Raw genomic sequence first — 20251 nt, forward strand, 5'->3', positions numbered from 1 at the left:
TAATCAGCCCTGAGAAATAATATGGACATCCCGCTGCGGGAAAGGAATATTGATATTGGCGGCGCGCAGGTTTTCCACCACCTGCTCGTTCAGGCCGAAGCGGAATGCGCCCAAATCGGCTTCGTTCGTCCACGCCCACAATGTGATTTCGATGGCGCTGTCGCCCAGGTTGGTGATGTATGCCACGGCCTGCCTGTCTTTGGTCTGCACACACAGGGGATGCTCTGTGGCGGCTTTCAATACGGCGGCTTTGGCGGCTTTCAAATCGCAAGCGTAATCCACACCCACCACCACCTGCACGCGGCACAACGGGTTGGAAGAACGGTTTACAATGCTGTTACTCATCACCACGCTGTTTGGCAAAATAACTTCTTCGTTATCCGGTGTACTCAGCGCGGTCTGCACCATTTTGATTTCGCTCACGGTACCTTCAAAACCGTTCACCCTAATGAAATCGCCCACTTTGAACGGGCGGAACAGGATAATCAGCGCGCCGGCGGCGAAGTTCGACAGTTGGTCTTTCAGCGACAGGGCGACTGCCAAGCCAGCACCGCCAATTAAAGCGGTAACTGATGTAGTGGGAATGCCCAGCTTGCCCAGTGCAGCAATAATAATGAGGATTAACAAACCAATATTAGCCACATTACCGAGAAAGCTGACCAGCGTCTTATCCACTTTGGCACGTATCAAAGTGCCCTTCATCAAAATAACGAGGCGGGCAGCTATCCATTTACCAATAAGGAAAATCGCCAGCGCAGCAACCAAATTGGTGCCAAATGCCATGCCGACTTCGATAAGCCGTTCCCAGCCGGAATTTGAAGAGAGTTGTTGAATATCCAAATCCATGATTTTTATCTGTGTGTGGTTAAAAAAGAGAATTCTAAACAAGGAAATCTGAAAACCAAAGCGATAGTTTAGAGTGAACCATTCAGCGTTTGATAAAACAGTCTGCAAAGGCTACCTGAAGTTTCAGGTAGCCTTTCATCTTGCCCTCTATCTTATTTCGCAATATGCAGCAAGCCGCGCCACAGTTTTTCTTCCCTATCCGCAATTTCGCGCAGGAAGGCGGCGATTTGGGCGCAGCCTTGTTCGCTCGGGCGGCGGCATTGTTTCACGCACTGGCTGGCCAGCTGCCGCCATTGGTCGCCGATGGCGGTCATTTCCTGCGAGGCGGTTTGCAAGGCGGGGTTGGCGCAGGCATCGGCGGCCTGCTCTAAAAAATAGGCGTAAAGATAGCGGAAGCCGGCGCCGCCGGTGCCGATTTCTTCCTGCATGCGAACGAGATGACCGAGCCACAGCTTTTGGTATTTTTCCGGCTCTTGCGGCAGGCGTTCGATTTTCTTGGCCACGGTGCGGATGCCGCGCACGCCCACGAAAAACACGGGGGCGAGCATTTGTTTGGCGTTTTTGCGGATGGCGGCATACAGCAGGGCTGGCAGGCGTTCGGCCAGCTGCTGCTTTTGCGGCAGGCTGGCGGTGTCGAGCGTGTACATCAAGCCTTTGCCGGCCAGGGCGCCTTTGGCAAAGCGGGCGCGCTGCAAATCGGCGGCGGCGCAGCGCTGGGGCGTTTCAAACACGGGGTCGCTAATTAAATAATCCCCGCCTTCGCGGCCATACACCAAAAGATTGTGGGCGTTGAAATGAAAGCGCATTTCAGGCGGGAAAAAAGGCAGCCAATACACGGAGGTTTGCAAACCGGCAATCTGCCCGCGCAAAAGCGCCTCATCCAGCGCAGCCGCACCACGCTCGGCTTGGGCGAATTTGCGCATATCGAGCTTCACACCGAGGGCGCGGCAAACGTTTTTGATGATGCCGCGCGGGGCGATGCGGTAGGAAATCAGGGGCATACCGTTGAGTTTGACCACGGGCAGATACACAAAGGTGAGCGCATGAGCTAGCCCGAATACCATCGCTTCGTTCATGGCGCAGCCGTGGTGGGTGAGGAGGGCGGACATCACGCCGCTTTCGCAGTGGGCGGTGTGTTGGTGGGTGAAAGTGGTCATGGCGGTGGCGGTGGTTACGGGGAGGCAGATGATACGTGAAAAATGGGGCGGATGGAATTTCAGGTAGCCTATATTACGGCAGACGGGATAAAACCTACTGCTTCAGGTAGCCTTGAACATCTAACAAGATAAATACAGTTAACTCTCCCTTAAACCTATCGGTCTTGCCACCCGTCTGCTGGCACAGCCGAGCGGAGCGCGGTTTTTCGGGGAACAAGGGCTTGCATGTTCGAAGCGGCGAAGCCGCAAGTTGCGAGCCAGCCCGAAAAACCGCGTGGAGTGAGGGAGGTTTGGCGAAGCCAAACCTGTGCCCGCAGTCGCCTTTCTTTTGCTTCCTTTTCTTTGGCGAAGCAAAGAAAAGGAAGTGCCCGCGCCGGCATGATGCGCAAAGGTGAACAAATTGCACATAGTAAAAGGCTACCTGAAAAGCTAAAAGGTTCGAAACTACAAATGTCGGCATAGATCCACCGGGTTCACTCTTTCAGGTAGTCTTTAATGCACGGGCAGGCTACCTGAAACGCCTCTGTCTATTAGCCCAGCCAATCAGGCTGCACCTGATGCCTGCCCTGTTCGTGGTCGAGCAGCCATTGTTTGCGCTGCAGGCCGCCGCCGTAGCCGGTGAGGCTGCCGTCTTTGCCAATGACGCGGTGGCAGGGAATGAGGATGGAGAGGCGGTTGGCGCCGTTGGCGGCGGCCACGGCGCGCACGGCGGCAGGGTTGCCGAGCTGTTCGGCCAGCGCCTGATAATGAGTGGTTCCGCCGTAGGGGATGGTTTGCAGCACGTTCCACACCCGCCGCTGAAACGGGCTGCTGGGGGCGTGCAACGGCACGCTAAACTCGCGGCGCGCGCCTTGGAAATATTCGCCCAGCTGGGTTTGCACTAGGTGGGTGTGTTCGTTTTCGCCTTGCTTGGTTTGGCAGCCGAGCAGGCGCTGAAGATCGCGCAATTCATCGTCGATACGCTGACTGCCGGCAAATTCGAGCAAGCACAGGCCGCGTTCGCTGGCGGCGGCAAGGATATTGCCCAAGGGCGAGGGGAAGGCGTGCAGATAGAGCATGGGCTTGTGGTTGGGTTTAGATAAGTGTTCGCTGAACAGAAACTCTGCAATGTTTTCAGGTAGCCTGCCGTGTCGGCAAAAGGCTACCTGAAAGCGTGGCTGCTGCGAAGTTAAAAGGTTTACAGCGCGGTAAAACAGGCTGCCAAACCCAAAAAGATGCCCGGCACGTTGGCCACCACAATCGGCCAGTCGCGCGGCTTTTTAAACAGGCCGTAGCCAGTCCACAACGTGCAGTTCACAAAAGCCACGAGGGGCTGCACCGGATTGCCTTTATGCCCGGCCAGGTTGTCGGCAATCTGCGGAATGTAGGCCACATACATGCCCACAGCCATGATGCTGGCCACGATGCCTAAAATTTTGATTTGTTTTTCAGTCATTATTTTTACCTCTTAACAGTGAGTCAGACGTTTCATGCCGGTATGCGCCGGCTTCCCGGTTTCAGGTAGCCTTCCTATGCAGGCTACCTGAAAGCGCGCAATTATAAAACTCCATTTCCCTCTACCTACAAGGCGCACTACAAAACTTAACTTGTTCTTTCACGATGGTTTCAGGTAGCCCTACACTCCCGCAGGCTACCTGAAAACCCTTGCTTGCTTTACAATTACGGCGTTTAGCAACCGAAACACCAGCCACACCATGCCAGAAAACACCGTATCCGCTGAAAACAGCGACATCCTGCTGCTCGCCCCCTACGCCGAACGCGCCTACCTCGAATACGCTATGAGCGTGGTGAAAGGCCGCGCCCTGCCCGACGTGGGCGACGGCCAAAAGCCCGTGCAGCGGCGCATCCTGTTTGCCATGAAAGAAATGGGGCTGGCCGCCAATTCTAAGCCAGTGAAATCCGCGCGCGTGGTGGGCGAAATCCTGGGTAAATACCACCCGCACGGCGACGCTTCCGCCTATGACGCCATGGTGCGCATGGCGCAAGACTTCACCTTGCGCTATCCCTTAATCGACGGCATCGGCAACTTCGGCTCGCGCGACGGCGACGGCGCGGCTGCCATGCGCTACACCGAAGCCCGCCTCACCCCGATTGCCGAGTTGCTACTTTCCGAGTTGCATCAAGGCACGGTAGACTTTGTGCCGAATTACGACGGCACGTTTGATGAGCCCGTGGCCCTGCCCGCCCGCCTGCCCATGGTGCTGCTCAACGGCGCCTCCGGTATCGCCGTGGGCATGGCTACCGAAATCCCGCCGCACAACCTGGGCGAAGTAACCGCCGCTGCCGTGGCCCTGCTCAAAAAACCCACGCTCACCACCGCCGAGCTGATGGAGCACATCCCCGCCCCCGATTTCGCCAGCGGCGGCCACATCATCACCCCGGCCAAAGACCTACTCCAGCTCTACGAAACCGGCAAAGGCAGCATCCGCGTGCGCGCCCGCTACGAAATCGAAAAACTGACACGCGGCCAATGGCGCCTCATCATCACCGAGCTGCCACCCAACACCAGCGCACAGAAAATCCTGGCCGAAATCGAAGAGCAAACCAACCCTAAGCCCAAATCCGGCAAAAAACAGCTCAACCAAGACCAGCTCAACACCAAAAAGCTGATGCTCGAGCTCATCGACAAAGTGCGTGACGAAAGCGACGGCGAACACCCCGTGCGCCTCGTATTCGAGCCCAAATCCAGCCGAATCGAGCCGGATAACTTCATCAACACCCTAATGGCGCAAACCGGTTTGGAAGGCAATGTGCCGGCCAACTTGGTGATGATCGGGCTCGACAACCGCCCCGCGCAGAAAAACCTGAAAACTATTTTGCAAGAATGGCTCGATTTCCGCGTATCCACCGTAACCCGCCGCCTGCAATACCGCTTGGAACAGGTGCTCAAACGCATCCATATCCTCGACGGGCGCATGACCGCCTTTTTGCACATCGACGAGGTTATCCGCGTCATCCGCGAAGCCGATGAACCCAAGCCCGAATTGATGGCCGCCTTCGGCCTCTCCGAAATCCAAGCCGAAGATATTTTGGAAATCCGCCTGCGCCAGCTCGCCCGTTTGGAAGGTTTCAAACTGGAGCAGGAATTGGCTGATTTACGCGAAGAAGAAGGCTACCTGAAAAACTTATTGGCCGACGAAAGCGCGAAGAAAAAGCTCATCATCAAAGAGATGCAGGCCGATGCCAAGCAGTTTGGCGACCCGCGCCGCACGCTGGTGGCCGAAGCCGAACGCGCCGCGCTTACCCACACCACGGCCGACGAGCCGGTAACGCTCATCCTGTCGCGCCAGGGCTGGATTCGCAGCCGGGCCGGGCACGGGCTGGATTTGTCGGCCACCGCGTTTAAAGAAGGCGACGAATTACAGCAAACACTGGAAACGCGTACTGTCGATCCGGTGGTAGTGCTCGACACGCTCGGCCGCAGCTATACCATCGACCCGGCCGAAATCCCTGGCGGGCGCGGCGACGGTGTGCCGCTGGCCTCACTCTTAGAATTACAGCCGGACGCGTCGGTGCTCACCATGCTGGCCGGGCAGCCACAAGAGCACTACCTGCTCGCCGGCAGCGGCGGCTATGGCTTCATCGTCAAACTGGGCGATTTGGTCGGCCGCGTTAAGGCGGGCAAGGAAGTGGTAAAACTGGAGGCGGGCGAAACCCTGCTGATGCCGCAGCCGGTACGCCAGTCTGCACTGATCAACCCTGATTGCCGATTGGTGCTGGCCAGCGCGGGAAAACACCTGCTCGCCTTCCCGATTGGCGAATTGAAAGTGATGGCCAAAGGGCGTGGCCTGCAACTGATGTCTTTGCGTGGCAACGACTCGCTGCAACTGACCGCCTTGGTGTCCACCCCCGATTTCTGGGTATGCAGCCGCGGCAAACGCGGTGCGGCACACCGCGAACGCTTACGCGTGCAGGACATTGAAGGCAAACGCGGCCGCAAAGGCCGGGTGCTGAATGTTTCAGGTAGCCTCATCAGCCTGAGCAGCACGAAGGAGGGCGAAGCATGACCCAACTGCCGAAACCGTATGCCCCCAACGAATGGGACAGCCAACTCGACCGCCTGCCCTGGCTGATGAACATCGCCCGCGTGAGCCTCTTGCTCTCGCTGCTCACCTTCCACGTGTTGGTAAATGCCTACGGCTCAAATGTGGGCATGGCTAGGCTGGCCTCAATGCCCATTTTCAGCAGCCGCTTCTATATTTGGGCAGCAGTATACGGAGGGCTAATCGTGTTCAGCATGGCGTTTCCCAACTGGCAGCAACAAAGAAACAATCTGCCCAACATCAGTGCGGTGGTCGACATCACTATGATGGTGATACTGATGCACCTGGCCGGTGGCATTGCCTCCGGCTTCGGCATCCTCATCCTGCCCTTTATCGGCGTATCCTGCCTGCTCAGCCACGGCCGCTACCCGCTCCTATATGCCTCCTACGTTGCCCTCCTGTTGTTTATCGGCACTTGGCTGCATTATTGGCCGTTTGAAGCCAACAGCCAAGCCGGCAGCAGTGCGATTATCCATACCATCGTGCTCTCGGCGGTAGGCTATCTGGTGGCGTTGCTCACCTCGTTTTACGCCTCTTTCCTCAACCGCGCCTCCTCCACCCTGAGCAAACACCGCCGCGCCTTCGACCGCCTCAAAGGCCTGAACGAACTGGTACTCAACCATGTGGCCGAGGCCGTGGTAGTGGTGGATACCGGCAGCCGCATCTGGCTGATGAACCGCCAGGCCGGCCTCTATTTTCCTTATGTGAAAGTCGACCGCCACGAAGAAATGTTCGATATTTTGGTGAAACGCTGGCAGCGCACACCCACACGCAACTTCATCACCCATGCCGAGCTGGGCGGGCAAGGCGTGCAGGTGCGTGCCCGCCCGCTGGTGCGCGAAGACGAATCGCTGCTGATGCTGTTTATCCGCTCCGACCAAGAAGTCGCCATGGAAGCCATGGCCACCAAACTAGCCGCGCTCGGCCAGCTCACGGCCAACCTGGCGCACGAAATCCGCAACCCGCTCTCCGCCATCCGCCAATCCAACGGCTTATTGGCCGAGGAAGACGAAGATCCGATGACCACCAAGCTGCGCGGCATCATCGACAACAATATCCAGCGTATCGATAAAATGCTGGAAGAAGTGAGCAGCCTGAATAAGAGCGACCGCCTCGATGCGCAAACCATCAACCTGATGAAATTCTGGCTCGATTTCAAACAGGAATTCCTGCTCACCCGTCCCGAAGCCAAACATGCCGTGCACCTTTATATGCAAGGCGGCGCGCTGAAAGTGTATTTCGACAAAATGCACCTGCAGCAGATTATATGGAACCTCATCAACAACGCCTGGCAGCACGGCAGCAAGCAGGCCGATTCCATTACCGTATTGGTTAAGCCCACCGACGACAACGTATCCGTATCGCTCACTGTGATGGACGACGGCCCTGGCGTTTCGCTCGAAAACCAGCCGCGCCTGTTCGAACCGTTTTTCACCACCCGTTCCGAAGGCACCGGGCTGGGGCTGTATGTGGCACGCGAATTGGCGCACGCCAACTCCGGCCAGCTTCACTATCATCCCGAAGTCAAGGGATTCGAACTAATCATGCCGAAAGATATCAATGAGTAAACAAAGCCTGCAAAAACCGGTATTGGTTGTGGACGACGAACAAGACATCCGCGATCTGATGGAAATGACCCTGATGAAAATGGGCCTGTCGGTGGAAACCGCCGAGGGCGTCAATGCCGCTAAAAAGTGGCTCGACAGCAAAAAATTCTCCCTCGTGCTCACCGATATGCGCATGCCTGACGGCTCCGGGCTCGAAGTGGTGGAATATATTAACGAAAAAGAGCTCGACGTGCCCGTGGCCGTAATCACCGCCTTCGGCAATGCCGACCAGGCCGTGCAAGCCATTAAAACCGGCGCCTTTGACTACCTGCAAAAGCCCATCACCCTGGCGCAACTGCGCACCCTGGTGAAATCCGCCATCAAGATCCACGAAGAAGACAGCCACCCTGCCCCCGCACCGGCCAAAAAAGACAACAGTGCTAAAGCAGAAAGCGCAGACGAAGGGCTACCTGAAAGCGAAGATAGTGAGTTTCATCCAGAGCAAAAGCCTCCCGTAGCAGAATCACAAGACAGCAAGGCTGCCAGCCGCAAGCTCCAGCCTACAGCCGACAAACAGCCTGCAGCCAATCCCGAAGACATCCCCCGCCTCATCGGCCGCTCCCCACAAATCGAAGAAGCCCGGCAGATGATCCGCAAGCTAGCCCGCACCACCGTGCCCGTGTATATTGCCGGCGAATCCGGTTCCGGTAAGGAACAGGCCGCACGCAGCATCCACGAACTCTCCGAGCGGCACAGCCGCCCCTTTGTAGCCGTAAACTGCGGTGCCATCCCTGAAAACCTGATGGAAAGCGAATTCTTTGGCTACAAAAAAGGCAGCTTCACCGGCGCCGACCAAGACCGCCTCGGCTTCTTCCAGCACGCCCACGGCGGCACCCTTTTCCTCGACGAAGTGGCCGACCTGCCCCTACATATGCAGGTAAAACTCCTGCGCGCCATCCAGGAAAAAGCCGTGCGCCGCATCGGCGACGCGCAAGAAGTGAAAGTAAACGTGCGCATCATCTCCGCCACGCATAAAGATCTTGCCGGCCTCGTGACTAAGGGCGCATTCCGGCAAGACTTGTTCTACCGCCTCAACGTCGTCTCCCTCACCATGCCGCCCCTGCGCGAAATGCGCGAAGACCTGCCCCAGCTCATCACCCAGCTCTTGCGCAAACACCGCCAAGGCAGCTACTACACCCTCACCCAGCCTGCCAAACAGGCCCTCTTGCAATACAGCTATCCCGGCAACTTCCGCGAGCTGGAAAACATCCTCGAACGCGCCGTCGCCCTCGCTGCCGACAACACCATCGACGCCGCCGACCTCCAGCTCTCCAGCTCCCCGCTATTGGAAGAAGATGACAACTGGGGCAGCGCCATTGACGCCGTTGGCCAAAACAGCAGCAGCGCCGAAACAGCTGCTCCCGAAAGCAGCGGGCAGCTCGACAACCTACCCGGTTTTGTACTCGGCCGCACCCAAGTGCAAGACTATCTCGACGATGTGGAACGGCTGATTATCGAGCAAGCCCTGCAAAAAACCCGCTACAACCGCACCCAAGCCGCCAAACTGCTCGGCATCAGCTTCCGTTCCATGCGCTATCGGATGGAGCGTTTGGAAATCGAATAGCCACTGAAACAAAACGGCAGCTTTTCAGGTAGCCTCTACCTACCATAAAGGCTACCTGAAAGCGAAGTTGTAACCCCACTAGCACCTAAATCCAAAGGAGATGCTAATGTGTAAAAGTACCAGCCAGCATAAATAAAAATATGCTGATTGCATTACCCCTGTATCTGCCGCTGATTATCCTGTTCGCGCCGCACATGGCGATTGGAGCGGCATATTTTTTGTGCCCATAGCCATGCTGCCCACATTTATGGCTTTCTTCTGCCGCTGGCGGATAAAAAGCGTTCGGCCCTATTTTGCATCAGCTATTTCATTCAGCTTTGATTTTGGGCTGTTCGGCTACCTGCTGCTGGATCGGCTGATGCCCGGCCCAGAAGTTTTTGTTGTGTATTTCGTCGTATCCGTGCCGATATGGCTACTGGGCTTCGCCGGTGTGCTGCTAGCACAACGCAGTTTGGAAGGCAACCCCGCCACTCAATTTAGGCGAGCATTTTTAGCTACCAAATATCCCCTTTGGGCTCGATCTGATTTTTTGGATTGTGTCGACGTAATACAGATTTTCAGGCAGCCTGCCTAGGAGGCTACCTGAAAACACTACCTGAAACCCACCATGCACCCCATCCCTCTCATCACCCCAACCCAGCACACCCTGCCAGACTACGCCCGCCATCCCGCACTGACTGTTTCCGACACCCTGCCTGATTCCGGCCTCTACCTAGCCATCGAAGAGTACGGCATCGTACTACACCGCGTGGGCGACAAAGGCGCCGTGTGGGTGGACTTCACTACCGGCGCGGCGCAGCACAGGCGGTTGCACGGCGGCGGCGAGTTGCTGGCCAAAGCTGTCGGCCGCAGCAAACAGCCCACCGTTTGGGATGCCACCGGCGGGCTCGGCCGCGACAGTTTTGTTTTGGCCGGGCTCGGGCTAAACGTGCATATTTTCGAGCGGCATCCCGCCGTATATTGCCTCTTGGCCGATGGCCTTGCACGCGCCCTACTCCACCCGAACACCGCCGAAACCGCTTCCCGCCTCACCCTGCACCACGCCGATGCCGCCGAATATATGCCACGCCTGGCCGCCGAAATCGGCCGCCCGCAGGTGGTGTATCTCGACCCGATGTACTCCGAACGGCGCAAATCGGCAGCGGTAAAAAAAGAAATGGCGTTTTTCCACGAGTTGGTTGGCACCGCGCAAAACGACTCCACCCTGCTCGATGCCGCCCTTGCCACAGCCACCGCCCGCGTGGTGGTCAAACGCCCGCGTCTGGGCGATTTCCTGTGCGGTCGCAAGCCGGATTACCAATACACGGGCAAATCAACCCGGTTTGATGTGTATAACGGGAGTGGTGCTTAACTCAAGCCGTAGGATTGATATATGTTGCCGCGCATAAACTGCATCGGATTAAACGTACTATCCGGCCCTTCTGTTTAAAAAAGCTACCTGAAAACCCAGTACAGCGTTTTCAGGTAGCCTCATAGAATGGCTTTCACTTTTTCAGGTAGCCTTTTCCCAAAGGCTACCTGAAAGCAAAATCTCAACTCCATTCAAACCAAAACCTCCCGCCACCCCATTCGGGGCAGCAGGAGGTTTCATTTCTCATCCCGCCTTAACGCTGCTGGTTTTGCAGCAAGGCAGCGCGTTCTTTGAATGCTTCGTTTTCCTGCGGGGTCAGTATCCACATTTCCACGATATTGCCCGCCCCGTTGCGGCGCAGAGCCACGATGCGGCCGGTGTAGTTTTGCAGCTGGCCGTGGGTAATGAAGCGGTTGTTCTCGTCTTTAATGCGCACGCCCTGCACCATATCCACAGTTTTCGCGCCATCGTCCAGCCAACCCAAAGTCAGGGTGCGCAACCAGGAAAAGCCGTCGGTAGTGAGCGTAACCTGCGGGAAAGAAGCAGATTTCAGCACGGCTACTTCCATGCTGTCGATGGGGAAGCGGTGCGCCCAAGCGGTGCTGCTCAAGGCCAGCAGCAAAGCCAGCAAATATTTTTTCATGTTTCGTCTGCCTGTGTGATTAGTCGGATTAAAACGCTGTCATTATAATATCTTGGCAAACACTCGGCTACTTGCACGCTGCCGGTATGCTGCGCCAAACGCGCGAAAGCGTGGTGCCGTTGGCATACAGTTTAATCTCCGAACTTTTTACGCCGCGTTGCCGCACATCCATCACCACGCCGTCTTTATGTGTGAAGGGGTTGTGCAGTGCCACAGTATAGGCCGAATTGGTATAGCTGCGGACTTGGATAAAGTTTTCCGGCAAACGCAAACGGGTTTGCAGCTGTTTTTGCAGGCATTGCGCTGCCTCGCCCGGCGCTTTGTCGCTCCGCACTTCCACCTCCGGCCTGCCGCGTGTGGGCTGGCTGCGGAAGCCGTAGGCCATGCGCGAACTACCGATTTTCACATCGTCATCATAATTGATATTCGACTGCTGCCGGCGGATGCCCGCTGCTTCCGGCGAAATGCAACCGGCCAGCGCCAAAAGCGGCAGCAGCCACAATAAATTTGAATATTTCAACTTTTTTCTCCTACAGCCAGCCAAACCTGATCAAGCCCGGCTGATTTGGAACAGAATTCGGAATGCCCGCGCGGTATCCACAAAGTCATGCATGATAGCAGCGGAGCAAGCAATTTCGAAACCGTTTAACCCGGCTTTACTCCAACATACTGTCTGCAATATTATTTTTACAGTTGAAAAACCAGCTGCTCCTGTTTATAAAGGCTGTCTGAAAACGCCAATCCCGTCGCTGCCCGGCACTTGACAGCCTACGCCACCACATTGGCACCCCCCATGAATACGCAAAACTTCTCTTTCACCTCCTTTTTATGGTACCGCCCAACCGAGCAGTATCTTTATACTGCGCACCTGATTCGCGCTACATTAGCCGAAAGAAAAGCTACCGCCCGGAAACCCCGAGCGGTTTTTTATTTGCCCCGGCAAGGCCGCTCACCCACGGAATCCTTCCATGAACCTCCCAGCCGAACAGGAACACAAAATGTCTGCCCTAGCCCGCCAACTCCGCCAGCTCCAGCTTCCCCCGCCCATCCCCGCACCGAGCTGCAACGCTGGTATTTGGCTGCGGACGGCAACCAGCACCGCGCCGATTTACAGGCCGATACGCCGCAGCAGCAAGATTTCATGCCGTGCGAAGCCCTGCTGCCGCAAATCCGCTCCCGGTCTGCCTGATTGCTGCCGAGCGGCACAATTTCGAGCAGCATAGCCCAGAAGTGTTCACCGAAGAAGCCGATTGGTTTTCCGCCCGCATTTTGGTGTTGGGCGTGCGCGTGTTTCATTTGGACATCACGCTGATTCCGATACTGCAAACTGCCAATCGCCGCGCCGCCGAATACGCCCGCAAGCACAACCTGCCCTTCACCCCGGCGCAGATGCGCATGAGCCTGCACGCCTCGCGCCCCAACAGGGGGCTGATTTTGGAAAACGCCTGCTTTGCCGATGCGGATTTGGGTATAATTGGCAATTCGCTGCAACTAAGCCGCACCTTGCCCAACCTCATTGCCGATTGAACGCAGGTGGACAGCAGCGGACAAACAAAACACACCGTCTGATAAAAAGGCTACCTGAAACAAAGCTCCCGAAGGAAGCCGAGTTTTCAAGAAACCAAAACAACCGTTCAGGCTACCTGAAAAATGTGAGCTTCAACGAAGCTTCGGCACAGCAGAAGCCAGCCTTCTGCGAAGCCAAAAACAAAGCCGTCGTCAAACTCAAACCGCCATGTTTATTTTTAATCCCGAATATATCAACCGCCCGCCCGAACGCCTGCCGCGTTTGGGCGTTCTATTGCTGCTGCTATGGATCACCCTGCCGCTAGCCTTTGCCCTGCCTGCCAGCGTGATTGTCGTATTCGGCGTGCTGTGGCTGATACAGCTCGGGCTCACGCTTATCGGTAGCCGTGGCCTGCCCGCTTGGGCCACCGCCATTGGCGGCCTGGCTGTGTTCGGCTTCGTGTTTTCGCAGTTAGGCACGTTTCTCGGCAGCGAAGGCGGCAGCGCACTGCTTCTGCTGCTGGTGCTGCTGAAAACCTATGAAAGCCGCGTGTTGCGCGATTGGCATATGCTGCTCACCGCCATGGTATTCCTGATGGGCGCCACCGTGCTGCTCAATCAAGGCATGTTCATCGGCCTGTGGCTGTTGGCTGGCCTGTTCGGCACCGCCACCTGCATTGCCCTCTTGAATATGCCGCTGCGTCTGGCCGCCCGCCACGCCGCTACCGCCCTGCTACTCACCCTGCCGCTGGCCGCCGTATTATTTATCGCCGTGCCACGCATGAGCGAGCCTCTATGGCGCATTCCGCAGCCGCTCAAACCCGGCCAAGCCCAAACCGGCCTGTCCGACACCATGCAGCCGGGCAGTATCAGCAATTTGGTGCAGAGCAACGAACTGGCTTTCAACGCCACTTTCGATGGGGGCTACACCCCCAACCAATCCGACCTTTATTGGCGCGCCATCACCATGAGCCAGTTTGATGGCGAGCAATGGCGTGCCGATGATGACGAACTGCCCACCCGCGCCGACACTGCCTACACGCAAACCATTATTTCCTACAGCATCATTATGCGCGACGAGCAAGGCCGCATTCCTGCGCTAGACTACCCCATCATCAACTTCAATACCGACAACGCCCGCAGCAAAATGCGTTTTGCCGAAGGCCACACTATCCGCGTACGCAGCCACGACGGCCTGCGCCGTTTCGTACTCCGTGCCGCTATCGGCAACAGGCTACCTGAAAAACTTTCCCCCTCGCGCCAACGCCAGCTGAGTCGCCTGCCCGGTTACAGTAACCAGCGCACCCGCTCGTTCGCCCGCCAGCTGCGCAACCAATCCGCCAACACCGCCGATTTCGTTAACCGCACCCTGGCCTACTACCGCAACCAATCCTTCGCCTACACCCTCAACCCCCCGCTCGACCGCAGCCCCGACCGAATCGACAACTTCGTGTTCGACAACCGTCGCGGCTTCTGCGAACACTATGCCGAAAGCTTTGTGGCCATCATGCGCGCAGCCGGCGTGCCCGCCCGCGTGGTTACCGGCTATCAGGGCGGCGAATACAACCCCGACGGCGGCTTCTGGCAGGTGCGCGGCAAAGATGCCCACGCCTGGGCCGAAGTGTGGCTGCCCGAAGAAGAAGCCTGGCTGCGTGTCGATCCCACCGCCGCCGTGAGCAGCAACCGTATCGAACAAGGCCTCTCCTCCGCGCTGGATGGCGGCGAGCAAGAGCTGGTGGCCGGCAGCGGCAATTGGCAATGGTGGAGCAAACTCAGCGCCGAAGGCCAGTTCTACTGGCAGCAATGGGTGGTGAACTACGACAGCAGTTCGCAGCAAAACCTGTTCCACAGCTTGGGCTTGGGCGGCTTCAACCTATTGAGCCTGCTCGTATTCCTGCTGATTGGCGGCACCTTAGCCGTGATTCCGCTGTGGTTATGGTGGTGGCGCAGCAGCCGGCGTTATGCCAACCTCCTGGAAGAAGGCTTCGCCCACATCAAAGAACGCCTGCTCGATGTGGAAGGCATCGACCCTGCCGCCCTTGGCCCCGCCGAAACTGCCAACATCTTGCGTGAACAAGAGCATCTCTGTCCCGAGCTAGAAAGCCTGCTAGCGCAATACGAGCGCTGGAACTACGCCGACGGCCTGCCTCCGAAAGCCGCACAAAAGCGCTGGTATCGCCAATGTTGCCGCGCCGTACGCAAGGTTAGGTTGTAAAACACCGCGCCTTTACCTGCACAAACTCGGATTAACGTTTAATTTTCCGTTTATCTATATATCTTTCAGGTAGTCTTAATCAAGGCAAACCCATAGTGGATTAAATTTAAATCAGGACAAGGCGGCAAGCTGCAGATAGCATGGGTAGCACAGCAAGGTAGATCAACGCAGTCTTGTTTTAAAATCAATTCACTATAACCTTGACAAGGCTACCTGAAAATTCGTTCGCAACACCCGGAAAGGATAACCCATGAAACGTTTCTTGCCCCTGATGGCCGCCCTCAGCCTGGCCGCTTGCGCCGGCAGCCAAACCCCTGCTTCCGCCTCTGAGCCAGCCGACTCCTCCATGCCCGCCGTGGGCGCGGCTAATCCCGCCAGCGTGTACTGCGTGCAGCAAGGCGGCAAGTCTGAAATCCGCAAAAACCAAGACGGCAGCGAATACGGCGTGTGCATTCTGCCCGACGGCAAAGAAGTGGAAGAATGGGCATACTACCGCGCCAACAACGGCGGCAACGGCAAATAAGCCCCACTCGGCCAAACAGGCAGGCTACCTGAAATCCGGTTTTCAGGTAGCCTGCCTGTTTGCCTTTCCCCGCCCCCAAGAATAGCGGCGATAATGCTAAAATACCGCCTTTAGCACCATCATGCGCGCCCCGCGCATCCGTGCGCCCGAACAACCCCATCAAAGCATCCCACATGGCCTACCAAGTTCTCGCCCGCAAGTGGCGCCCCAAAACCTTTGCCGATTTAGTCGGGCAGGAACACGTTGTCAAAGCCCTGCAAAACGCCCTGGGCAAAGGCCGCCTACACCACGCCTACCTGCTCACCGGCACGAGGGGCGTGGGCAAAACCACCATCGCCCGCATCCTTGCCAAAAGCCTCAACTGCGAAACCCCGCACGAAGGCGAGCCGTGCGGCCAATGCCAAAGCTGCCGCGATATCGACGCAGGGCGGTTTGTGGATCTGCTGGAAATCGACGCCGCCTCCAACACCGGTATCGACAACATCCGCGAAGTGCTGGAAAACGCCCAATACGCGCCCACCGCCGGCAAATACAAAGTCTATATCATCGACGAAGTGCATATGCTCTCCAAATCCGCGTTCAACGCCATGCTCAAAACGCTGGAAGAGCCGCCCGAACACGTCAAATTCATCCTGGCCACCACCGACCCGCACAAAGTCCCCGTTACCGTACTCAGCCGCTGCCTGCAATTCGTGCTACGCAACATGACCGCCCAGCAGGTATCGCAGCACCTCGCGCACGTTCTGACCAGCGAACAAATCCCCTACGAAGCCCCCGCCCTCGCCCTGCTCGGCCGCGCCGCAGCCGGCTCCATGCGCGACGCACTCAGCCTGCTCGACCAAGCCATCGCTATGGGCTCCGGCAGCGTAACCGAAGCCGACGTGCGCCAAATGATTGGCGCCGTCGACCAACGCTACCTTTATTCCCTGCTGCAAGCCGCCGCCAACCAAGATGGCGCCGCCCTGCTCGCCACCGCGCAGGAAATGGCCGGCCGCGCCATCGGTTTCGACAGCGCCTTGAGCGAGCTCGCCCTCCTGCTGCAAAAGCTTGCCCTCATCAAAACCATCCCCACCGCCGTGCCCGCAGACGATCCCGAGTGCGACACCTTGCAACAGCTCGCCAGCCAACTGGGTGACGAACAAATCCAGCTGTATTACCAATGCGTTATCCACGGCAAACAAGACCTGCCGCTCGCGCCCGACGAATACGCCGGCTTCGTTATGACCCTGCTGCGCCTGCTCGCCTTCGCTCCCTTGGCCGCCGCCGAGCTGCCCGAAGGCAGCCACATCAGCGGCAGCGAACTGCACGATCCCACCCCAAAGCCCCGTCCGGCTGCCACACCGCAGCCGGATAAGACCCGCATTCCAGCCGAAAACCATCCCGCAGAAGCCCCGCCCGCCCAAGCCGAACCCAGGCTACCTGAAAACGAGCCTAACAAACAAAATGAACACGGCAGTTTTTCAGGTAGCCCAAACAACAACGGCAGGCTTTCGCCAAACGAACCCCTGCCGCAGGAAACTGCTCCCGCTGCCCGCCATACCGAAAGGCTACCTGAAAATATTTCAGGCAGCCCAAATGGTCAGCACGGGCTTTCGCCCAACCTAAGCGCATCCAGCAACCCCGCGCCCGGTTTAGCCGAACCCGGCCTCCCCTATCCTAGCGAGCCGCAACCTACCCCGGCAGAAGCCGTCCCCGCCGCCTTCGAAAGCAGCCCGCCATGGGACGACAGCCCGCCGCCCGCTGGTTTTGAAACTCAACAGCCCGACAGCCCCCCAAGCCCAAGGCTAGCTGAAACCAAGCACAGCCAAAACCCCGCAAACGAGTTTCCGCATAGCCGAAACCAAAATGACAGCCTGCCCCAGCACCAGCATGATGCCGCATCCCAAAACGAAACTGGATTAGGCAGCGAAAGGCTACCTGAAACCGAACAAAGCGGATTTTTACACAGCCAAAACGGGCAAACCGAAGCCCAATCAGCCGCTGCCGCAGCCCCGGAACACTCCGGCACGACAGCCCTGCCTCTGCCCGATGCCGATACCTGGCCGCACATCGTCGCCGCCATCGCGCCCAAAATCGGTGCCGCCCAAATGAGCGCCCAGCACACCGCCTGCCTCGGCTACGACCAGCAGCAACACCTGCTCACCCTTGCCGTAGCCGAAGCCGGGCAAGTCAGCATCAGCCGCGAACACATCCAGCGCATCGAGCAGCACCTGGCCGCCGCTTACGGCCATCCCATCAGCATCCGCACTACCGATTGGCCGGCCGACGGCACAACCGCCGAAACCCCCGCCATGCGCCAACAGCGCCTGCGCCAGGCCGCCCGCGAGCAAGCGCAAAGCCTGCTGGAGCAAGACCCCGCCGCGCAAGATATCCTCAATCTATTCGGCGCCCGCTGGCTGCCCGAAAGCCTTGTATTGCAGGAAAATGGCCAAACCTAAGGCCGCTCCCGTACTTTTTCATTTCCACCCACTCTTTAAATAGGAGCACACTCATGTTCAGCAAAGCCGGCCTCGGCAACCTGATGCAACAGGCACAAAAAATGCAGGAAAAAATGAAACAGGCACAGGCCGAATTGGCCAACATCACCGTGGAAGGCGAAGCCGGCGGCGGCATGGTGAAAATCACCCTCAGCTGCCACCACGCCGTTAAACGCGTGCACATCGACGACAGCCTCGCCGCCGATGCCGCTTCCGACAAAGAAATGCTGGAAGACCTGATTGCCGCCGCCTTCAACGATGCTACCCGCAAAGTGGAAGCCGCCGCCCAACAGCATATGTCGCAATTCACCCAAGGCCTCGGCCTACCCCCCGGCATGGACAACTTCTTCAAGTAATCCGCGCATAAAACACCGGCTGCCAGAACGCATCAGGCAGCCGGTTTGTTTGGCTTACATCGGTTTTCAGGTAGCCTCATATCACCTTGGGGCTACCTGAAAATTAAGAAAGACAGCCAAACAGCACTTTACTACAACAATACCACCCTAACCTCGGCTTTCACCATATACGAATTAAAATTAAGAATGGCTAGCTTGGCCGTATGTATGGCCTGCGGCTCGCCGCCGTATCCCATCCTTATTTCTAATCCACGAGAACAACAAAAAGGCTACCTGACAACTTTCAGGTAGCCTTTTAATCATGCCCAAACGCTTACAGGGAAATACGGCGGAAGTCTTTGAGCAAGTTGGCCAAGAATACAGTGAAGCGCATGCCGGCGGCGCCGTCGATCACACGGTGGTCGAACGACAGGGAGAGCGGGCACATTAGGCGGGCTTCGAAATCGGAGCCGTTCCACACCGGTTTCATCTGTGATTTGCACACGCCCAAGATGGCTACTTCGGGGGCATTCACAATCGGGGTGAAGCCGGTGCCACCAATACCGCCTAGGCTGGAAATGGTGAAGCAAGCGCCCTGCATTTCCTGCGGTTTGAGCTTGCCTTCGCGGGCTTTTTTGCTCAATTCGCCCAGCTCGATGCTGATTTCTTTGAGGCCTTTTTTGTCCACATCTTTAATCACGGGCACTACCAAGCCGTTGGGGGTGTCGGCGGCAAAGCCGATGTGGAAGTATTTTTTCAATACCAGGTTGTCGCCGTCGAGCGAGGAGTTGAACTCGGGGAAGGCTTTGAGCGCGGCCACGCTGGCTTTGATGATGAAGGCCAGGGGCGAGAGTTTCACGCCTTCGCGCTCCCACTCTTTGTTGAGCTGTTTGCGGAAGCTTTCCAGCTCGGTCATGTCGGCTTCGTCGTGTACGGTAACGTGCGGAATCATTACCCAGTTGCGCGACAGGTTTTGGCCGGAAATCTTCTTGATGCGGCTGAGCTCTTTCACTTCGACTTCGCCGAATTTGGCGAAATCCACTTTCGGCCACGGCAGCAAATCCAAGCCGCCGCCCAAAGAAGCACCGGCAGCTGCAGGTTTGCCTGCACCGCCCTGCATGGCGGCTTTAACGAAGGCTTTGATGTCGTCTTTGGTGATGCGGCCTTTGTTGCCGCTGCCTTTCACCAGGCTCAAATCCACGCCCAGTTCGCGCGCCAATTTGCGGGCGGAGGGGCCGGCGTGGGCTTTGGCGAAACCGGCTTCGTTTACAGGTGCGCTGCCATAGGCGGCAGTGGCCGGAGCGGCAGGTGCAGCGGGAGCAGGAGCCGGGGCGGCAGCAGGCGCGGGAGCGGCTTTGGGCACTTCGGCAGCGGCGGGCGCAGCAGCGGCAGGTGCGCCGGCGGCGGCCACGTCGATGATGATGCTGCCTTCAGACACTTTGTCGCCCACTTTGATGTGTACGGCGGTAACCGTACCGGCAGCGGTGCTGGGCACGTCCATCGTGGCTTTGTCGGTTTCCAGAGTAATCAGGGTGTCGTCCACGGCCACGGTGTCGCCCACTTTCACTTCCACAGCAATCACGTCCACATCGGTGTGGCCGCCGATATCGGGTACGGCTACCTGAACATTGGCGGCAGCAGCCGGGGCAGCGGCGGGCGCAGCAGGTGCGGGAGCGGCTTCGGCTTTGGGTGCGGCAGCCGGAGCGGCAGCGGCGCCTGCACCGGCGGCTTCCACCAGCACAATCACATCACCTTCAGACACTTTATCGCCCACTTTCACCTTCACTTCTTTCACCACGCCGGCGGCATCGGCCGGCACATCCATGGTGGCTTTGTCGGTTTCCAGGGTAATCAGGGTGTCGTCCAGCGCGATGGTGTCGCCGGCTTTGATTTCCACGGCAATAATATCTACATTTTCGTGTCCGCCGATATCGGGGACCTTGATTTCTACAATACTCATAAGAGTTCCTTTGGTATTCGGTTG

17 protein-coding genes are annotated in these 20251 nt (G+C 57.6%); 10 read left to right on the forward strand and 7 right to left on the reverse strand.

Annotation, left to right across the window (positions count from 1 at the left end; genetic code table 11):
- Positions 1-3: 3 nt before the first annotated feature.
- The 4 genes from EZJ17_RS06310 to EZJ17_RS06325 form a co-directional block, all read right to left on the reverse strand.
- Entirely contained in the window at positions 4-846 is an 843-nt protein-coding gene (locus EZJ17_RS06310) for a mechanosensitive ion channel family protein (protein WP_067438288.1), read from the reverse strand.
- Positions 847-998: 152 nt separating this feature from the next.
- Positions 999-2003: a BtrH-related acyltransferase DarH gene (gene darH / locus EZJ17_RS06315; RefSeq protein ID WP_067438286.1), complete on the reverse strand. Its 1005-nt coding sequence runs from the start codon at positions 2001-2003 to the stop codon at positions 999-1001.
- Between the two features lie 530 nt (positions 2004-2533).
- The gene (locus EZJ17_RS06320; RefSeq protein ID WP_067444987.1) at positions 2534-3061 is read right to left on the reverse strand and encodes a methylated-DNA--[protein]-cysteine S-methyltransferase; all 528 of its coding nucleotides are present in this window, start codon (positions 3059-3061) and stop codon (positions 2534-2536) included.
- A 119-nt stretch (positions 3062-3180) separates the two neighbouring features.
- On the reverse strand, positions 3181-3438 hold the full coding sequence (locus EZJ17_RS06325) for a SemiSWEET family transporter (RefSeq protein ID WP_067438277.1): 258 nt from the start codon (positions 3436-3438) through the stop codon (positions 3181-3183).
- Positions 3439-3697: 259 nt separating this feature from the next.
- Between EZJ17_RS06325 and parC the strand changes: the two genes are divergently transcribed.
- The 5 genes from parC to EZJ17_RS06350 all read left to right on the forward strand — a co-directional run bounded on the left by parC (position 3698) and on the right by EZJ17_RS06350 (position 10568).
- Positions 3698-6010, forward strand: coding sequence for a DNA topoisomerase IV subunit A (gene parC / locus EZJ17_RS06330; protein ID WP_151086310.1), 2313 nt, complete (start codon positions 3698-3700; stop codon positions 6008-6010).
- Positions 6007-7614 carry a sensor histidine kinase gene (locus tag EZJ17_RS06335; protein ID WP_067438271.1) on the forward strand — a complete coding sequence of 536 codons (1608 nt, stop codon included), beginning with the start codon at positions 6007-6009 and terminating at the stop codon, positions 7612-7614. Before parC ends, EZJ17_RS06335 begins: the two co-directional genes overlap by 4 nt.
- Positions 7607-9217 carry a sigma-54-dependent transcriptional regulator gene (locus EZJ17_RS06340; RefSeq protein WP_067438268.1) on the forward strand — a complete coding sequence of 537 codons (1611 nt, stop codon included), beginning with the start codon at positions 7607-7609 and terminating at the stop codon, positions 9215-9217. The genes EZJ17_RS06335 and EZJ17_RS06340 overlap by 8 nt, the downstream gene beginning before the upstream one ends.
- A gap of 220 nt (positions 9218-9437) precedes the next feature.
- Positions 9438-9791 carry a hypothetical protein gene (locus EZJ17_RS06345; RefSeq protein ID WP_151086313.1) on the forward strand — a complete coding sequence of 118 codons (354 nt, stop codon included), beginning with the start codon at positions 9438-9440 and terminating at the stop codon, positions 9789-9791.
- A 33-nt stretch (positions 9792-9824) separates the two neighbouring features.
- Positions 9825-10568, forward strand: a complete 744-nt coding sequence (locus tag EZJ17_RS06350; protein ID WP_067444993.1) for a class I SAM-dependent methyltransferase — start codon at positions 9825-9827, stop codon at positions 10566-10568.
- Positions 10569-10821: 253 nt separating this feature from the next.
- Here the strand turns inward: EZJ17_RS06350 and EZJ17_RS06355 are convergent, their stop codons facing one another.
- Positions 10822-11211 (reverse strand): hypothetical protein, encoded by a 390-nt coding sequence (locus EZJ17_RS06355; protein WP_064083976.1) that lies wholly within the window; start codon positions 11209-11211, stop codon positions 10822-10824.
- A gap of 67 nt (positions 11212-11278) precedes the next feature.
- Positions 11279-11731: a hypothetical protein gene (locus EZJ17_RS06360; RefSeq protein WP_231868013.1), complete on the reverse strand. Its 453-nt coding sequence runs from the start codon at positions 11729-11731 to the stop codon at positions 11279-11281.
- 710 nt (positions 11732-12441) lie between these two features.
- On the opposite strand from EZJ17_RS06360, the gene EZJ17_RS10615 reads away from it, so the two are divergent.
- The 5 genes from EZJ17_RS10615 to EZJ17_RS06385 all read left to right on the forward strand — a co-directional run bounded on the left by EZJ17_RS10615 (position 12442) and on the right by EZJ17_RS06385 (position 18288).
- On the forward strand, positions 12442-12738 hold the full coding sequence (locus EZJ17_RS10615; RefSeq protein ID WP_231868012.1) for a hypothetical protein: 297 nt from the start codon (positions 12442-12444) through the stop codon (positions 12736-12738).
- Positions 12739-12946: 208 nt separating this feature from the next.
- A complete protein-coding gene (locus EZJ17_RS06370) occupies positions 12947-14932 on the forward strand; it encodes a transglutaminase TgpA family protein (protein ID WP_067444996.1) in 1986 nt (661 codons plus the stop codon).
- Positions 14933-15182: 250 nt separating this feature from the next.
- Positions 15183-15455 (forward strand): putative hemolysin, encoded by a 273-nt coding sequence (locus tag EZJ17_RS06375; RefSeq protein ID WP_067438256.1) that lies wholly within the window; start codon positions 15183-15185, stop codon positions 15453-15455.
- Positions 15456-15628: 173 nt separating this feature from the next.
- On the forward strand, positions 15629-17893 hold the full coding sequence (gene dnaX, locus EZJ17_RS06380; protein WP_067444998.1) for a DNA polymerase III subunit gamma/tau: 2265 nt from the start codon (positions 15629-15631) through the stop codon (positions 17891-17893).
- A 53-nt stretch (positions 17894-17946) separates the two neighbouring features.
- Positions 17947-18288 (forward strand): YbaB/EbfC family nucleoid-associated protein, encoded by a 342-nt coding sequence (locus EZJ17_RS06385; protein WP_067438251.1) that lies wholly within the window; start codon positions 17947-17949, stop codon positions 18286-18288.
- Positions 18289-18601: 313 nt separating this feature from the next.
- Here the strand turns inward: EZJ17_RS06385 and aceF are convergent, their stop codons facing one another.
- Positions 18602-20227 carry a dihydrolipoyllysine-residue acetyltransferase gene (aceF, locus tag EZJ17_RS06390; protein ID WP_067438248.1) on the reverse strand — a complete coding sequence of 542 codons (1626 nt, stop codon included), beginning with the start codon at positions 20225-20227 and terminating at the stop codon, positions 18602-18604.
- Between the last annotated feature and the right edge of the window lie 24 nt (positions 20228-20251).

This window comes from Eikenella exigua, assembly GCF_008805035.1.
In the GTDB taxonomy this organism is placed as follows: Bacteria; Pseudomonadota; Gammaproteobacteria; order Burkholderiales; family Neisseriaceae; genus Eikenella; species Eikenella exigua.

Coding starts and splice junctions, on each gene's coding strand:
- EZJ17_RS06310 (WP_067438288.1), bottom strand. CDS start 846: ATGGATTTGGATATTCAACAACTCTCTTCAAATTCCGGCTGGGAACGG.
- darH (WP_067438286.1), bottom strand. CDS start 2,003: ATGACCACTTTCACCCACCAACACACCGCCCACTGCGAAAGCGGCGTG.
- EZJ17_RS06320 (WP_067444987.1), bottom strand. CDS start 3,061: ATGCTCTATCTGCACGCCTTCCCCTCGCCCTTGGGCAATATCCTTGCC.
- EZJ17_RS06325 (WP_067438277.1), bottom strand. CDS start 3,438: ATGACTGAAAAACAAATCAAAATTTTAGGCATCGTGGCCAGCATCATG.
- parC (WP_151086310.1), top strand. CDS start 3,698: ATGCCAGAAAACACCGTATCCGCTGAAAACAGCGACATCCTGCTGCTC.
- EZJ17_RS06335 (WP_067438271.1), top strand. CDS start 6,007: ATGACCCAACTGCCGAAACCGTATGCCCCCAACGAATGGGACAGCCAA.
- EZJ17_RS06340 (WP_067438268.1), top strand. CDS start 7,607: ATGAGTAAACAAAGCCTGCAAAAACCGGTATTGGTTGTGGACGACGAA.
- EZJ17_RS06350 (WP_067444993.1), top strand. CDS start 9,825: ATGCACCCCATCCCTCTCATCACCCCAACCCAGCACACCCTGCCAGAC.
- EZJ17_RS06355 (WP_064083976.1), bottom strand. CDS start 11,211: ATGAAAAAATATTTGCTGGCTTTGCTGCTGGCCTTGAGCAGCACCGCT.
- EZJ17_RS06370 (WP_067444996.1), top strand. CDS start 12,947: ATGTTTATTTTTAATCCCGAATATATCAACCGCCCGCCCGAACGCCTG.
- EZJ17_RS06375 (WP_067438256.1), top strand. CDS start 15,183: ATGAAACGTTTCTTGCCCCTGATGGCCGCCCTCAGCCTGGCCGCTTGC.
- dnaX (WP_067444998.1), top strand. CDS start 15,629: ATGGCCTACCAAGTTCTCGCCCGCAAGTGGCGCCCCAAAACCTTTGCC.
- EZJ17_RS06385 (WP_067438251.1), top strand. CDS start 17,947: ATGTTCAGCAAAGCCGGCCTCGGCAACCTGATGCAACAGGCACAAAAA.
- aceF (WP_067438248.1), bottom strand. CDS start 20,227: ATGAGTATTGTAGAAATCAAGGTCCCCGATATCGGCGGACACGAAAAT.